The sequence below is a fragment of the Bacillus sp. B2-WWTP-C-10-Post-4 genome (genome assembly GCF_009183805.1).
GTDB classification, from domain to species: domain Bacteria; phylum Bacillota; class Bacilli; order Bacillales; family Bacillaceae_G; genus Bacillus_A; species Bacillus_A cereus.
In genome coordinates, this window is record NZ_WEII01000007.1 from 91,122 (window position 1) to 105,570 (window position 14,449).

Sequence of the window (14,449 nt, forward strand, 5' to 3'; positions counted from 1 at the left end):
CTCCTTATCTGTCAGCGTAATGCTGCGAGAATTAGCACCGTGTCTACAATTGTAGATCGGTTGCCGGGTTTCGTCGGGCTCGTCCCTCCACCTGCTCTTGATAAGAAGTATTTAGAAATGTTTAAATTTTTAAGATAACTGAATTTTGTCAGATATTTTTCGTGTTGTCAATTACTTTTTGAAAAAATTTAATTTATCAATTCGATTAATGGCTTCCCGTAATCTATCTTCTGCATGCAAGAGACCAACACGGACATACCCTTCCCCATGCTCACCAAATCCAACACCAGGAGCAACTGCGACATGTGCTTTTTCTAGTAAAATATCAGAAAATTGCTCAGAGGTATATCCTTTTGGAACGGGAAGCCATGCAAAGAATGATCCTTTTGGAATGTCTACATTCCAACCAATTGAGTGACAGGCTGAAATAAGAGCGTTTCTTCGAGATTCGTAACTATTTACAAGGTCTATTACGCAAGACTGTGAACTTAATAGCGCTTCTCGAGCAGCATCTTGAACTGCACCGAATATACTAACATACATATGATCTTGTAATAGGTTAATTGTTTCAATCACACTTTCATTCCCTACAGCAAAAGCGATGCGCCAGCCAGCCATATTGAAAGTTTTTGATAATGTGTAAATTTCAATTCCTATATCTTTCGCACCATCTGCTTGCAAGAAACTAACAGGTTTTTGACCATCAAATCCGATAGCGCCATAAGCAAAATCGTGAACAACTAATATATTATGTTTATTAGCAAAGTGAATGGTTTCATCAAAAAAATCTTTTGATGCAGTAGCACCGGTAGGATTATTTGGATAGTTTAAAAACATTAATTTTGCACGCTCTGCAATAGAGTCATCAATGTTCGTATAATCTGGTAAAAAGTTATTTTCTGCAATAAGCGGCATTGTTTCAAAGTGTGCTTTTGCTAAAGCAACCCCGGATAAATAATCTGGATAACCTGGATCCGGAACGAGAATCGTATCACCAGGATTTGTAAAACAAATCGGTAATTCTACTAGTCCAGCCTTCCCGCCAAACAAAATAGCAACTTCAGTTTTTGGGTTTAATTCGACGCCGTATTCACGTTTATAGAATGTAGCCACGGCTTCCTTTAAGCTTTCATGTCCGCGAAATGGCGGATATTTATGATGAATGGTCTTTTCGGCAGCATTTTGTAAAGCTTTTACGATATGCTGCGGTGTTGGTTGATCTGGATTACCTTGACCTAGATTAATAACATCGTGACCAGCTGCAACGACTTTGTTAACTTTTGCAACAAGTGAAGCGAAAAATTGTGTTGGCAATGATGTTACTATCTCAGAAGGTTGAAATAATTTCATACTTTCCACCTCTTTTGAAAGTTGTTACAATTCTAGTGACAAATGATATAATCTTTCCAGTATTTTGTAAAGAGAAAAATAAGAATGGGGCTGAAAAAATGAAAGTCGCATGTATTCAAATGGATATTGTTTTTGGAGAGGTAGAAAAAAATATTGAGAATGCTAAAAATAAAATAAGCGAAGCTATGAAGGAAAGGCCAGATGTTATCGTCTTACCAGAACTATGGACAACAGGATATGATTTAACGAGACTTTCTGAAATTGCAGATAAGGATGGAGTGGAAACGAAAGAAAAGTTAATAGAATGGGCGAAGCAATATAATGTACATATTGTTGGTGGGTCCATAGCGAAGCAAACGGATCAAGGCGTTACAAATACGATGTATGTTGTAAATAATGAAGGACAGCTAGTCAACGAATATAGTAAAGTACATTTATTTCAGCTTATGGATGAACATAAATATTTAATAGCTGGTAATGGTACGGGCGAATTTAAGCTAGATGATGTTGAATGCGCTGGAACAATTTGTTATGACATTCGTTTTCCAGAGTGGATGCGTGTCCATACTGCTAAAGGGGCAAAAGTATTATTTGTTGTAGCTGAATGGCCATTAGTTCGTTTAGCACATTGGCGTTTGCTATTGCAAGCAAGAGCAGTTGAAAATCAATGTTATGTTGTTGCGTGTAATAGAGCAGGAAAGGATTCGAATAATGTGTTTGCAGGTCATTCTTTAATTGTGGATCCTTGGGGTGAAGTTGTAGTAGAGGCGAATGAAGAGGAATCAATTTTATTTGGAGAGCTTGTATTCGAGAAAATTAAAGAAGTACGTAAGGGAATTCCAGTTTTTGCGGATCGCCGTCCAGAATTATACAAATAAAATGTTGACAAGTGATTTTTATTCTTGGTATAGTCTTCAACATAAAGTTAAAAATTCAAAAAATTATACAACTCTTATCAAGAGCAGGTGGAGGGATTTGGCCCGATGAAGCCCAGCAACCGACCGTAATACCATTGTGAAATGGGGCGTTTATTACGCCAAAAGGCACGGTGCTAATTCCAGCAGAAAGTAAAACTTTCTGGCAGATAAGAGGGGAGAAGATAAACTTCAAACCTCTTTCTTAGTGGAAAGAGGTTTTTCTATGTTAGAAAAACCTCTGAATTTAAAAAGGGGGAGAAGACGATGGGATATTATTCATTAACAGAAATAACAGCTGTACAATATGCGAAAGATCATGGCTATTTTGAAGAGAAGGCAAATGTCATTTGTCATGAAATTGGAGATGGAAACTTAAATTACGTGTTCAAATTAGATGATGGAGAGAAATCCATTATAATAAAACAAGCACTGCCTTATGCTAAAATAGTTGGTGAAAGCTGGCCATTGTCTATAAAAAGAGCAACGATTGAAAGAAAGGCACTGCAAATTTTTGCGCAGTATGTACCGGATTATGTTCCAGTAGTGTACAGTCATGATGAAGAGCTAGCGATAACGGTAATAGAAGACTTATCAAGACTAACAATTACAAGAAAAGGATTAATAGACGGAGAAGAATATCCGCTTTTATCCCAGCATATTGGTCGTTTTCTAGCACATGTTTTATTTTACACTTCAGATTTTGGTTTACAGTCAGAAGAGAAGAGGGTACTAGAAGGTACCTTTGTAAATCCGGACCTTTGTAAAATTACAGAGGATTTAGTGTTTACAGATCCATTTGGACATTATGATACAAATGATTATGAGCCAGATTTACAGCTCGTGGTTGATGAACTTTGGAGTGATAAAACTTTAAAACTAAAAGTAGCACAATATAAATATAAGTTCTTAACAAGAAAAGAAACTCTTATTCATGGTGATTTACATACTGGTAGTATTTTTTCGTCACCTTCTGAAACGAAAGTGATTGATCCAGAATTTGCGACATATGGCCCATTTGGATTTGACATAGGTCAATTTATTGCAAATCTATTATTAAATGCTTTATCTAGAGAAGAAGAAAAGAGAAGTGTACTATTTTTTCATATAGAAAAGACGTGGAGTTATTTTGTAGAGACTTTTACAAAGTTATGGATTGGGGAAGGTGTAGAAGCATATACGAAAGAAAAACAATGGTTACCAATTATTTTGCAAAATATCTTTACTGATGCTGTTGGATTTGCCGGATGTGAACTAATTCGTAGAACAATTGGTTTAGCTCATGTAGCAGATTTAGATGAAATAGAAAATAAAGAAACAAGAATTCAAGCTAAGAAACAAGCGCTATCCTTAGGAAAAGAACTAATAAAATATGAATCTAAAAGTGCTGATATTCAACTGTTTCGAATATTATTTCAACAGACAGTTTCAAGGGGTGTAAAAGCATGAGTACAATCGTTACTGTTCCGAGATCTGTAAGTTGGAAAGGTGATGCAATTGCGGTATTAAATCAAACGAAATTGCCACATAGCACAGAATACAAAACATTAACGACTATTGAAGAGGTTTGGAAAAGTATTATACTGTTAGAAGTACGCGGAGCGCCTGCAATTGGAATTGTAGCTGCATTTGGCTTGGCGCTTGCAGCGAAAAAATATAATACTTTACATATCGAAGAATTTCAAAAGAAGTTTAATAGAGACTGTAACTATTTAGGAACATCACGCCCAACGGCAGTAAATTTATTTTGGGCAATTGATCGTATGAGAGAATCTATTCGAGAGATTACTACAATAAAAGAAGCACAAAAAATATTAGAAGAAGAAGCGCTTCGTATTCAACAGGAAGATGAAGAGGTGTGTCGAAATATTGGGGAATATGCGTTAACATGTTTTAAAGATGGCGATAATATTTTAACAATCTGTAACGCTGGAAGTATCGCAACTGCCAGATATGGAACTGCATTAGCTCCCTTTTATATTGGAAAAGAGAAAGGTGTGCGTTTACATGCATATGCGTGTGAAACGAGGCCAGTTTTACAAGGTGGTCGCTTAACGACGTGGGAATTGAAGCAAGCAAATATTGATGTGACCCTTATTACAGATAATACTGCAGCTCATGCTATTCAAACGAAAGAAATAAACGCGATTATTGTGGGAGCGGATCGAATTGTCGCAAATGGAGATACAGCCAATAAAATAGGGACAATGAATTTAGCTATTTTAGCAAAGCACTTTAATATCCCATTTTACGTTGCTGCTCCACTGTCAACATTTGATGTTACGAAAGAAACTGGAGCCGAAATTATTATTGAAGAAAGAGATGAAACAGAAGTTACGAAAATCTTTGGAAAACAAGTAGCACCAATTGGAACGGATGTTTATAATCCAGCATTTGATATAACGCCGAATGAATTAATTACAGGAATTATTACTGAGAAAGGTATTATACGCGGGGACTATAAACGAGAAATTGCATCATTATTTGAAAAACAAGCTAATACATAATAGCTTGTTTTTTTATGCCTAAATGCAGTGTTTTCTCTTACTTATATAATGAAAGGAGGGGAAGAGGATGGAAGAGTGGATCAAGATGATAGGTAATGTAGGGTTTCCGATTGTTGTAACATTATATTTACTCCACCGTATTGAAAGTAAATTAGAGGGGGTAATTGTTGCAATTGAGAAGCTCCCGCGGCAATTACTAAAGTACGAAGATCCTCGGGATAAAAAATAAAGTTTGCTCTTCTTGAGCAAACTTTATTTTTATTGAGCGGTATAACCACCATCGATAACGACAGCTTGACCAGTTATACCTTTAGCTTTTTCACTCGCTAAAAACATCGCATAATCTGCAATTTCTTGTACTTGTAATAAGCGCTTTTGTGGAACAAGTGGATAAATAACATCTTCTAAAACATTTTCAAGTGGTACATTTCGTGTAGTAGCTAAGTCTTGTAGTTGATTACGTACAAGGGGGGTATCAACATAACCAGGGCAAAGGGCATTAACAGTAATACCATGCGTAGCACCTTCTAAAGCGGCAACTTTTGTTAATCCAATTACGCCATGTTTTGCACTATTGTAGGCAGCTTTTCCAGCAAACCCGACAAGGCCGTTAATAGAAGCGACATTAATAATACGACCATATTTTTGTTGTTTCATAATCGGAAAGGCATGCTTAATTGCAATAAACGGAGCAATTTGCATAATTTGAATTAGTAGCTCGAACTTTTCAGTTGGAAAGTCTTCAATGGGTGAAACGTGTTGCATTCCTGCGTTGTTAATTAATATATGTAATGAACCGAAATGATCAACTGTTTGAGAAATTGCTGCTGTAATTTCCTCTTCAGATGTAACGTCACATTTTAAACCGATAGCTTGAAAACCTTCATTTTGTAATTGTTCAGCAGCTTCTTTTGCACGTTCTTCAAGCCGATCGGTAATCACAACTTTTGCACCTTCTTTTGCAAAAGCCTTTCCCATTTCATAACCAATGCCACTTGCAGCACCTGTTAAAAAGACAACTCGATTTGTAACCATGATGAAAAACATCCCTTCATAATAAAGTTTTCATAGTGCTCTATTTAGAGAAGCTATAATGAAATTCCTGCAAACATTTGGAAAAAATATCGTTAGCTATCTTGTTTTGCAAAATAGTCTTTGCTATACTATTTTGTAAAGCAAGATAGTAGGAGGATTTGAATTATGTCGACAAGTCAAATGCTGAAAGGGATTTTAGAAGGATGCTTACTTGCTATTATTTCTGAAGGCGAAATATACGGTTATGAAATGAGTGAAAAGCTAGCGAAGTATGGTTTTACAATGGCGAGTGAGGGAAGTATTTATCCGTTATTAATACGAATGCAAAAAGAAGGACTAATAACAAGCGTAATGAAGGAATCTCCATCTGGTCCAAAGAGAAAATATTATACATTAACAGAAAAAGGCGAGGAAGCACTTGATGAATTTATGGATCGCTGGGAAACGATGCAAAGTAGTGTAGAACGTCTACTTGAAGGGAAGGGAAGGAGAAAATAATGCTATCAAGTGAAGCGCGAAAGTTTTTGTTAGATATGAGATTATTTTTGACGGCAAAGAGTGTGAAAGAAAGCGATATTGAAAATTTTATAGAAGATGCGGAACTCCATTTAATTGATGGTGAGAGTGATGGGAAAAGTGTAGAAGATATTTTCGGAAGCTCACCGAAAGAATATGCAAATGAACTTGTAAAAGTGATGGAAAGAGATAGACAGGAAACGTGGAAGGAAATTGGTTTTACAGTAATGAATATCGTATCGTTTTGGATTATTGCTTCTATCTTAATAGTGAATCATGGAATGTTACAGATTTCACTTATTCAGTGTATCGGTTATAGTTTTTCATTTATTTTAGTTGTTATAGGTCCTAATTTTCTACTTCGCAAAATGACTTTTGTAACAAGTTTTTCAAAAACGTGGTTTTCTATGTGGTTTTTAGTAATGATAGCGCCAATGTTTTTAATGGGAGTTATTATGGTACTAGATGTGATATATCCTACAAAAATGTTTATATTCACTCAAATGCAAAGTTATTTATTGGCTGGTGGTATTTTTATTATTACAGTAGCGGTAAATATGTATTTTAATGGATGGTTTAAAAACTTATATTTAATTATTCCACTTTCAATTATGTTAGTGTTTAAAACATTTACATCGGAAGATCTCGTGCCAATTTTATTTCAAATTATATGTTTATATGGAAGTTTATTCATTTTAATTTTTGTTGAAATTATGATAAAGACGAATAGAAGAGAAATGATTAAATAAGGGAGGGGTTATAATGAAGATTTCTAAAGAAGGTGAAAAGTTTTTAATCGATACGAAAGTATATTTAATAACAAAAGGTATTAAAGAAGAAGATGTGGACGCTTTTCTAGAAGATGCAGAGCTTCATTTAATAGAAGGTGAAAAAAAGGGAAAGACAGTAAGTGACATATTTGGTGACTCACCAAAAGAGTATGCGGAAGAATTAGCGAAAGAGATGGAGAAGGATAAAAGTGGGAGCATAAAAAGTATTTTAGGGATGATTATTGGTATTGGTGGATATTGGTTACTGACAAATATTTTATTTGGAAGTCCAGATCAACAATTTACGTTAACAAATATACAGTTAATTGGTTATCCTATCGTTTTAATCATTACGATTATTGGAACGATTGTTGCATTTAGAATGTCTTCTTTTAAAAGTAAATTAGTAGAATTTGGAATAATTTATGTAATAGTAATGGTTCCTATTTTATTATTGGTGTTATTGATGTTTATGAACAAATGGTATGGGACACCTGTATTGCAATTGGCGACAATGCAAACATATATATTAGCAGCAATTATCTTTTTATTACTTCTTATTGGTGAAGTATATGTTCTTGGCTGGATGGGTGTTTTTGTACTAATTGTTCCTCTTATGATTATGTTCTTATTTAAAGACTTAGAAGAAAGTAATGTATTTTGGGGAATTGCAAAGGTCTTACTTATGTATGGAAGTATATATGGATTAATGAAATGGTCTTTAAAAATTGAAGAAAGAAAAAGTATGAACTAGAAATTCAATAAAAAGCGGCTGCTCTGGATATACCAAAAATTATTTCCAAAGAAATATTATATAGGGATTTTTAGAGGGATTACATTTACATTTAGTTGTCTATTTTTATTTCTAGCAGCCGGGATTTGTTTTGTTGATTGGAATAAGTTGTTTTAAACAGTAACATGAGGGTTACTGTTTTTTTCTTTGCAATAAAGAGCTTTGTAAAGAGAGTGTTTTTTGTTCTGCTGTTAATAAGGAATGAATATGAACGTTTTCTGGACGAGGGACTATCGGATACATAAGATTTGTTGGAGAAGGGTGGTGCTCCGAGCCGGTTGGAGAATGAGGATCTGCATGAGTAAGTTTTCCATGAATACGTCTTGTAAATAAAATATGACCAATTTCGTGAGCGAGCGTATATATATTTTTCATAGGAGCAGCCGAATTTGTTAAAACGATATAACCGGTAAGTTGCTGTTGTTTTGCTAAAGAATAAGCGCAGGCAATTACTGCTGTTTCTTTGAAATAATCACTGCCAATATAACAAATATAAAGGTCGCATTCAGGAGCTTCATTTACACATGTTTGGAAAAAGGATGCCAGCTTTTCTTGACTTTGAATGGAATTTTTATAACTGATTTCACGATCGGAAAAACGGAAAAGTTCATTTAATACAATTACTTCTTGAATTTGAAATGTAATGGGGTGCCAAATTGATTCTGCAACAGCTAAATCTTTTGCGATGCGGTCATCAGAAATATCGGCGCCGGGAGTAATGCAAATACATATATTGACGTATGGATCCATAAGGAACACCTCAAATGAAAAAAAGTTCTTCCTATAATATATGTGGGAAAAAGATGTCATGTATGGATAAACGCCTTCTTTATTGAATATATAGATGACAAGTCGAAAAAATTTCATAGTTCTATAACATGGTGTGGTCGTCTTTTTGATATAGTAAAGGAAAGGGGGAGAATATATGTATACATTAAAAATCGTTTCAGACAGAGAAGCACTTTATCAATTTGCGAGTTATGTAAGAGTTGTACAAGGGGTTGAAGATGTATATGTAGAGGTGGGAGAACCTTTATATGAACATCCTTTAATGAAGTTTTATGTACATATTAAGCTGAAAGAAACATATGAGCAGCATAAAGCGTTACAGGAAATAGCAAGATTAGTAGAGTTGGGTCGTTTTACATATGTCCATTATCGTAATGATGAAATTGAGGAAGCTTTTGAAGCTGTAAAATATGAAAGTTTTAAGAAATAAAGGTGAAAAAAAGGAGGCGAAAGCTTCTTTTTTTCTTTAAAATTACATGAACAAAAAGAGCAAAATTTTGTTATGATAAGGGAGGTTAGGGAAAGGGGAATTTACATATGGGGTATATTGAAGAGTTACGAAAAGTCGTTGGTACAAGGCCGCTTATTCTCGTAGGATCAGCAATTATTATATTAAACGATAATCAAGAAGTATTGCTTCAATATCGTTCAGATACATATGATTGGGGTGTACCTGGTGGGGCGATGGAACTGGGCGAAACGACAGAAGAAACTGCACGTAGAGAGTTATTTGAAGAAACGGGGTTAACTGCAAAAATAATGCAATTTCTTGGTGTTCTATCAGGAAAAGAAGTATATTTCCGTTATCCGAATGGCGATGAAATTTTCAATGTCATTCATCTGTATCAGGCACATCATGTGAGCGGGGAATTAAAGCTCGATCATGAAGGGTTGAAACTTCAATATTTTCCAGTAGATAAGTTGCCAAAATTGAATGAAACAACAGAGAAAATTTTACAAAAGTTTTTATATGCACTAACAGAATAGAAGGTTAATTCCTTCTATTTTTATTATATCAAATATTTTGATTTTTTAGTATGTTTATAGTATGATAGTTATAGATATACATCTTATGGAATTTCACCTAAAAACTTACTAGGGTACATAAGAGAGGGGCAAGTGCAAAATGCATAATGTTGTTATTACAGCTGCAGTTCGTTCGCCAATTGGAACTTTTGGAGGAGCGCTAAAAAATGTAACGCCAGTAGAATTAGCTGTTCCTGTACTTCAGGAAGCTGTAAAACGAGGCGGGGTAGAACCACATGAAGTTGATGAAGTAATTTTAGGTCATTGTATTCAAAGAACTGATGAAGCAAATACGGCGAGAACAGCTGCATTAGCGGCAGGATTTCCTGACACAGTTACGGGATATACAATCCAACGCCAATGTTCTTCAGGTATGCAAGCAATTATGTCAGCTGCAATGCAAATCCAATTAGGTGTAAGTGATGTTGTTGTTGCAGGTGGAGTAGAAGCGATGAGTTCGAGCCCTTATGCATTGAAACAGCACCGCTGGGGACAACGTCTACAGCACGGAGAAATTCGTGATACGGTGTGGGAAGTGTTAGAAGATCCGATTCACCATATTATGATGGGTGAAACAGCGGAAAATTTAGTTGAACAATATGAAATTACAAGAGAGGAACAAGATGAAGTTGCTCTTCGCAGTCATACATTGGCACTGAAGGCAATCGAGTCTGGATACTTTGACGATCAAATTGTTCCTATTACAATAAAAGAGCGTAGAAAAGAAGTTATATTTTCGAAGGATGAACATCCACGTGCAGATATTACAGCTGAAAAATTAGCTGGATTGAAGCCGGCATTCCGTAAAGATGGATCAGTGACTGCGGGGAATGCATCTGGCCTTAATGACGGGAGTGCAGTTCTAGTATTAATGAGCGAAGAAAAAGCGAAAGAAAAAGGTTTACAACCGTTAGCTAGAATTGTTGGATATTCAGTAGCTGGAGTAGATCCAAAAATTATGGGTATTGGACCAGCACCAGCAATTCGTAAAGGTTTAGAAAAAGTAGATTGGTCATTGGAAGATGCAGATTTACTTGAAATTAATGAAGCTTTCGCGGCTCAATATTTAGCTGTAGAGAAAGAGTTAGGCTTAGACCGTGAAAAAGTGAACGTAAACGGTAGTGGCGTAGGACTTGGGCATCCAATTGGTTGTACAGGGGCTCGTATTACAGTAAGTTTAATTCACGAATTAAAAAGACGTGGGTTAGAAAAAGGAATTGCCTCTTTATGCGTCGGTGGCGGTATCGGGGTTGCCTTATTTATAGAAGCACTATAAAAAAGAAGCAGCTATTGCTGCTTCTTTTTTTACGGCTCAAATAGATGATGAAATAATCGATCACGATTTTCAAAGAAAAGTTTCGTCGTTTGGTAATGCTCAGTTTCTTCTAATGTGGATTCGTGAATCCCTTCTTGTGTTAAAGAATATATAGTGGATTCAGGGTAGGCCATTAAAATAGGAGAATGCGTCGCAATAACAAATTGTGAACCTTGTTCCGCTAGCTCGTGCATTCGAATGAGCATGGAAAGTTGTCTCATTGGTGATAAAGCTGCCTCAGGCTCATCTAAAATGTATAAACCTTGTCCTGAAAAACGATTCATAAATAATGAGAAGAACGATTCGCCGTGTGATTGTTCGTGTAGTGAAACGCCGCCGTAAGATTTTATAGCATCTATTTCATCAATATAAGAAGCAACGTTATAAAATGATTCAGCGCGAAGAAAGAAACCGTCGTTTGGTGTATTGAAACTTTTTGAAATTCGAAGGTATTCATGTAAAGATGAATGGGAATCGTTTGTGCTAAAGCGGAAGTTCTTCGTTCCACCTTCTGCATTAAAACCTAACGCAATTGCAATTCCTTCAAGTAATGTTGATTTACCTGTTCCGTTTTCTCCAATAATGAATGTTACATTTGGATGGAAAGCTAGTGATTGTAATGTTCGGATAGCAGGTAAGCAGTAAGGATATGCGGAAAAACTAGGGATATTTTCTTTTTTTAATGTGACATTTTGTAAAAAAGGTACGTCAATCAATATATAAACCTCAATTCATAACGGATTTTGAATTTAAAAAGGCAGAAAATACAAGTGTTAATGACACCTGAATCCCTTCCTTATTTTCTGAATATTTTATGTGGATTATATCATTTAAACTATCATATTCCAATGTGAAAATAAATATTGCATGAAGATCCATTCTCTCGTTATGATATATGGTATTCTATTGAAAATGTGAGAAGGAGTTAAAGTATGCCGTTTACATTTGCACATCCAGCAGCAGTTCTTCCTTTTGCGAAAAAGCATTCTAAACATATTTCAGTAACGGCTCTTATATTAGGTAGTATGGTGCCTGACTTTGAATATTTCTTACACTTTAGACCGTATGGTGTAATTGGGCATACGTGGCTTGGATTCTTATATTTCAATTTACCACTTGTCTTTTTGTTAGCATACATATATCATTACATTTTAAAAAAGCCGTTTATAACGCATTTGCCTAAACCGTTTGCTGGTTATTATTCATATGCAATAGATGAGAGGTGGGGGCTATATACATGGAAAGAATTCTTTGTATTTTGCTATTCTGCATTATTCGGTATGCTCACGCATGTCGTTTGGGATGCATTTACTCATAATACAGGCTATTTTGTTATGAAAATACCATTATTACAAAGAGAATGGTACGGTATCTCTGTTTATAAATATATGCAACATGGAAGTACATGTATTGGTGTTCTACTATTAGTATACGTTTTATGGAAGTATAGAAATGAAATGGGTAAAGATCTTATTTTAGCTTCGGAAAAAAGAAAGTATTGGGTTTCAGTAATTGTTGTAGCAACTATTATATTTATCGTGCACGCGTTCCTAGATCCCTATTTTCATATTTTCCAAATTGGAGGTATAATAGTATCTGGACTGACAAGTTCATTTTGTGGACTTGTCATTGTTTCTATAGTTTACAAAGCCAGGGACTAATTTTATATTCATGAATGATAGCGTTAGGAGAAATGAAATGATGAAAGCATGGAAAAGTATTTTTGTTTTATGTAGTTTTCTTCTTATGTTAAGTGGTTGCTTCCATCAAGAAGAAAAGAAAGCTGAACCAAAGAAGAAAGAATCTATTCCTGAAACAAAAGAATATGGTGGGCGTGAGCTGAAAAAAGTAGGACAAAAAGTGAAAGAAACAGGATGGGGTACTTTCAAGTTAGAGCAGATGCATTCTGTGAATCAAACATTTGAAGTAGCGCCAATGAAAATTCACGTACAAGATGTGAAAGTAATTTCTTTATCACAGATGAGTGAAAAGGCAAAAAAAACATTGAAAGTATACACGGCACTAACCCCTGAAGAAGTAAAACGGAGATTAGGGGATAAAGTAAGCCAAGAAGATGCAGAATTATATGCATCGCTAAGTGGAACAGAGATTAGTAATACAATTCGTTACGTTGAGATTACATATAAAGTGGAGAATACCGGAAATAAAAATATGCAATTTTTCTCTATGAATGATGTTATGATTAATGGTAAGCAACATTTTAAAGTAGCCACTCAAAACTTTTTATATGACGAAGATACGTTAGTTGGTACAAAAAATGTATCAAGAGAAGACTATAAGCCTGGTGAAACAAGAGATGGTATTATTGGTTTAATACTTGACGATGGAAAAGACAAGGTAAAGGATATTCAGTTTACAACTGATGATTTACTTGCAGGGGATTCAGAAACACAAGATGTTGTAAAAGAGCCACAAACGTTTAACATCTCACTAAAATAATGTAAGACAAAACAGTCAGCATTCAAATATTATGCTGACTGTTTTTTTATTTCTTTTATGTATGAATCTACATTTTGAAAAGGTACCTTAATTTTAAACGCATCTTTTTGTTCATTAAATTGCTTTTCATTGTAGGGACCGAAACGTTTATTGTGCTTTACGTCAATAATCCAATAATGTTCACTTTTTTTATTTGCAATTGCTGCGTCAGGGTTATTCGGATCTGATTTTTCCTCGGTTTGTTTTGCAATAATGTATTTATCATCCCAAGCAATGTCTGTAATTTTTGCAGGGATGTATTGTGTGGCATATACAGCATCTTGCGAGGGGAAAAGTTCAAATGCATTTCCAGAAGTACGTATGAGTTCGTATTCATCGTTAACCGTATAAGTTAAGTGACCTGTGTTTCCTGCACAACCAGTTAATAGGAAGGCGACGAATAGGATTATCCATTTTTTCAATATGGGAACCTCCTTTATAATGCTATTGTAACAAATTGTACAAGAAAAGTAAGAGAAACGCTAGTTTACAATGTTTTTTAGAAGTGGTACTATGAGACGGGTAAAGAAGGATATGAAGGAGTCGACATAAAATGAAGTTAAAGATGCATCGTCCAGCGCTTGTAATGAATCGCATAGGTGCTTCCCTAATTGACATGTTTTTAATCTCGGTTATGTATGGTGCAGTAGTAGCTGTTATGACCGGAAACTATAGTGCTATGTTTAAGCGCTTTAATATAAGCTTAGGTGATTTTAGATATGATTTCGCAGTAGTTTTTATATTAATGGCGATATATTTTATTGTGTTACCCTTTATTTGGAACGGTGTTACACTTGGAAAAAAGGTAACGAGAATAAAATTAATTTCATTGAAGAGTGAAAAGCTAACGTTGCAAACATTAATTATAAGATTTTTTGTAGTGTTATTACCGAACGTATTGCTATTAGGAATTCCATTAATATGTAATATATATA

The 14,449-nt window shown here is 35.0% G+C and carries 18 protein-coding genes, 1 pseudogene and 2 riboswitches; of the genes and pseudogenes, 14 read left to right on the forward strand and 5 right to left on the reverse strand.

What is annotated here, in order from left to right; genetic code table 11:
- Position 1 precedes the first annotated feature (1 nt).
- Positions 2–107: riboswitch (SAM riboswitch) on the reverse strand.
- Positions 108–171: 64 nt separating this feature from the next.
- On the reverse strand, positions 172–1,350 hold the full coding sequence (locus tag GBN78_RS06170) for a pyridoxal phosphate-dependent aminotransferase (protein ID WP_000765543.1): 1,179 nt from the start codon (positions 1,348–1,350) through the stop codon (positions 172–174).
- Between the two features lie 14 nt (positions 1,351–1,364).
- On the opposite strand from GBN78_RS06170, the gene GBN78_RS06175 reads away from it, so the two are divergent.
- The 4 genes from GBN78_RS06175 (at position 1,365) to GBN78_RS06190 (ending at position 5,000) form a co-directional block, all read left to right on the forward strand.
- The gene (locus GBN78_RS06175) at positions 1,365–2,228 is read left to right on the forward strand and encodes a carbon-nitrogen family hydrolase (RefSeq protein WP_047387054.1); all 864 of its coding nucleotides are present in this window, start codon (positions 1,365–1,367) and stop codon (positions 2,226–2,228) included.
- A gap of 71 nt (positions 2,229–2,299) precedes the next feature.
- Positions 2,300–2,441: riboswitch (SAM riboswitch) on the forward strand.
- 90 nt (positions 2,442–2,531) lie between these two features.
- Positions 2,532–3,713 (forward strand): S-methyl-5-thioribose kinase, encoded by a 1,182-nt coding sequence (gene mtnK, locus GBN78_RS06180; protein ID WP_152127072.1) that lies wholly within the window; start codon positions 2,532–2,534, stop codon positions 3,711–3,713.
- Positions 3,710–4,771, forward strand: coding sequence for an S-methyl-5-thioribose-1-phosphate isomerase (mtnA, locus tag GBN78_RS06185; protein ID WP_098283363.1), 1,062 nt, complete (start codon positions 3,710–3,712; stop codon positions 4,769–4,771). Before mtnK ends, mtnA begins: the two co-directional genes overlap by 4 nt.
- Before the next feature lie 67 nt (positions 4,772–4,838).
- On the forward strand, positions 4,839–5,000 hold the full coding sequence (locus GBN78_RS06190; RefSeq protein WP_000393336.1) for a YvrJ family protein: 162 nt from the start codon (positions 4,839–4,841) through the stop codon (positions 4,998–5,000).
- Positions 5,001–5,029: 29 nt separating this feature from the next.
- Here GBN78_RS06190 and GBN78_RS06195 read toward each other — a convergent pair whose 3' ends face one another.
- Positions 5,030–5,806, reverse strand: coding sequence for a 3-hydroxybutyrate dehydrogenase (locus GBN78_RS06195; RefSeq protein ID WP_000258428.1), 777 nt, complete (start codon positions 5,804–5,806; stop codon positions 5,030–5,032).
- Positions 5,807–5,971: 165 nt separating this feature from the next.
- Here GBN78_RS06195 and GBN78_RS06200 point away from each other — a divergent pair, with 165 nt between their 5' ends.
- The 4 genes and pseudogenes from GBN78_RS06200 to GBN78_RS30585 form a co-directional block, all read left to right on the forward strand.
- Complete coding sequence (locus GBN78_RS06200) at positions 5,972–6,304, forward strand: PadR family transcriptional regulator (protein WP_000107982.1); 333 nt, start codon at positions 5,972–5,974, stop codon at positions 6,302–6,304.
- A complete protein-coding gene (locus GBN78_RS06205; RefSeq protein ID WP_152127074.1) occupies positions 6,304–7,071 on the forward strand; it encodes a DUF1129 domain-containing protein in 768 nt (255 codons plus the stop codon). Before GBN78_RS06200 ends, GBN78_RS06205 begins: the two co-directional genes overlap by 1 nt.
- A 13-nt stretch (positions 7,072–7,084) precedes the next feature.
- Positions 7,085–7,846, forward strand: a complete 762-nt coding sequence (locus tag GBN78_RS06210; protein WP_030027768.1) for a DUF1129 domain-containing protein — start codon at positions 7,085–7,087, stop codon at positions 7,844–7,846.
- Positions 7,847–7,858: 12 nt separating this feature from the next.
- A pseudogene (locus GBN78_RS30585) lies at positions 7,859–8,002 on the forward strand (DNA-binding protein); the annotation flags it as partial.
- Positions 8,003–8,017: 15 nt separating this feature from the next.
- On the opposite strand, the gene GBN78_RS06220 reads toward GBN78_RS30585, so the two are convergent.
- On the reverse strand, positions 8,018–8,635 hold the full coding sequence (locus tag GBN78_RS06220; protein ID WP_000371615.1) for an ImmA/IrrE family metallo-endopeptidase: 618 nt from the start codon (positions 8,633–8,635) through the stop codon (positions 8,018–8,020).
- A 175-nt stretch (positions 8,636–8,810) separates the two neighbouring features.
- Here GBN78_RS06220 and GBN78_RS06225 point away from each other — a divergent pair, with 175 nt between their 5' ends.
- The 3 genes from GBN78_RS06225 (at position 8,811) to GBN78_RS06235 (ending at position 10,976) form a co-directional block, all read left to right on the forward strand.
- Positions 8,811–9,104 carry a DUF3928 family protein gene (locus GBN78_RS06225; RefSeq protein WP_000288330.1) on the forward strand — a complete coding sequence of 98 codons (294 nt, stop codon included), beginning with the start codon at positions 8,811–8,813 and terminating at the stop codon, positions 9,102–9,104.
- 107 nt (positions 9,105–9,211) lie between these two features.
- Positions 9,212–9,661: an NUDIX hydrolase gene (locus GBN78_RS06230; RefSeq protein WP_000540529.1), complete on the forward strand. Its 450-nt coding sequence runs from the start codon at positions 9,212–9,214 to the stop codon at positions 9,659–9,661.
- 139 nt (positions 9,662–9,800) lie between these two features.
- Positions 9,801–10,976, forward strand: coding sequence for an acetyl-CoA C-acetyltransferase (locus GBN78_RS06235; protein WP_000552076.1), 1,176 nt, complete (start codon positions 9,801–9,803; stop codon positions 10,974–10,976).
- 29 nt (positions 10,977–11,005) lie between these two features.
- On the opposite strand, the gene GBN78_RS06240 is transcribed toward GBN78_RS06235, so the two are convergent.
- Positions 11,006–11,731 carry an AAA family ATPase gene (locus GBN78_RS06240; protein WP_030027760.1) on the reverse strand — a complete coding sequence of 242 codons (726 nt, stop codon included), beginning with the start codon at positions 11,729–11,731 and terminating at the stop codon, positions 11,006–11,008.
- Between the two features lie 216 nt (positions 11,732–11,947).
- Here GBN78_RS06240 and GBN78_RS06245 point away from each other — a divergent pair, with 216 nt between their 5' ends.
- Entirely contained in the window at positions 11,948–12,676 is a 729-nt protein-coding gene (locus GBN78_RS06245) for a DUF4184 family protein (protein WP_152127076.1), read from the forward strand.
- Positions 12,677–12,713: 37 nt separating this feature from the next.
- Complete coding sequence (locus GBN78_RS06250) at positions 12,714–13,475, forward strand: hypothetical protein (RefSeq protein WP_000973895.1); 762 nt, start codon at positions 12,714–12,716, stop codon at positions 13,473–13,475.
- 29 nt (positions 13,476–13,504) lie between these two features.
- Here GBN78_RS06250 and GBN78_RS06255 read toward each other — a convergent pair whose 3' ends face one another.
- A complete protein-coding gene (locus GBN78_RS06255; protein WP_000758785.1) occupies positions 13,505–13,936 on the reverse strand; it encodes a DUF3997 domain-containing protein in 432 nt (143 codons plus the stop codon).
- A gap of 131 nt (positions 13,937–14,067) precedes the next feature.
- Here GBN78_RS06255 and GBN78_RS06260 point away from each other — a divergent pair.
- Positions 14,068–14,449 (forward strand): RDD family protein (locus GBN78_RS06260; protein ID WP_152127078.1); only part of this gene is annotated, 382 nt, incomplete at its 3' end.

What these genes read in the sequence shown, in the direction of transcription:
- GBN78_RS06170 (WP_000765543.1), bottom strand. Translation starts at nt 1,350, where the DNA reads ATGAAATTATTTCAACCTTCTGAGATAGTAACATCATTGCCAACACAA.
- mtnK (WP_152127072.1), top strand. Translation starts at nt 2,532, where the DNA reads ATGGGATATTATTCATTAACAGAAATAACAGCTGTACAATATGCGAAA.
- mtnA (WP_098283363.1), top strand. Translation starts at nt 3,710, where the DNA reads ATGAGTACAATCGTTACTGTTCCGAGATCTGTAAGTTGGAAAGGTGAT.
- GBN78_RS06190 (WP_000393336.1), top strand. Translation starts at nt 4,839, where the DNA reads ATGGAAGAGTGGATCAAGATGATAGGTAATGTAGGGTTTCCGATTGTT.
- GBN78_RS06195 (WP_000258428.1), bottom strand. Translation starts at nt 5,806, where the DNA reads ATGGTTACAAATCGAGTTGTCTTTTTAACAGGTGCTGCAAGTGGCATT.
- GBN78_RS06200 (WP_000107982.1), top strand. Translation starts at nt 5,972, where the DNA reads ATGTCGACAAGTCAAATGCTGAAAGGGATTTTAGAAGGATGCTTACTT.
- GBN78_RS06205 (WP_152127074.1), top strand. Translation starts at nt 6,304, where the DNA reads ATGCTATCAAGTGAAGCGCGAAAGTTTTTGTTAGATATGAGATTATTT.
- GBN78_RS06210 (WP_030027768.1), top strand. Translation starts at nt 7,085, where the DNA reads ATGAAGATTTCTAAAGAAGGTGAAAAGTTTTTAATCGATACGAAAGTA.
- GBN78_RS06220 (WP_000371615.1), bottom strand. Translation starts at nt 8,635, where the DNA reads ATGGATCCATACGTCAATATATGTATTTGCATTACTCCCGGCGCCGAT.
- GBN78_RS06225 (WP_000288330.1), top strand. Translation starts at nt 8,811, where the DNA reads ATGTATACATTAAAAATCGTTTCAGACAGAGAAGCACTTTATCAATTT.
- GBN78_RS06230 (WP_000540529.1), top strand. Translation starts at nt 9,212, where the DNA reads ATGGGGTATATTGAAGAGTTACGAAAAGTCGTTGGTACAAGGCCGCTT.
- GBN78_RS06235 (WP_000552076.1), top strand. Translation starts at nt 9,801, where the DNA reads ATGCATAATGTTGTTATTACAGCTGCAGTTCGTTCGCCAATTGGAACT.
- GBN78_RS06245 (WP_152127076.1), top strand. Translation starts at nt 11,948, where the DNA reads ATGCCGTTTACATTTGCACATCCAGCAGCAGTTCTTCCTTTTGCGAAA.
- GBN78_RS06250 (WP_000973895.1), top strand. Translation starts at nt 12,714, where the DNA reads ATGATGAAAGCATGGAAAAGTATTTTTGTTTTATGTAGTTTTCTTCTT.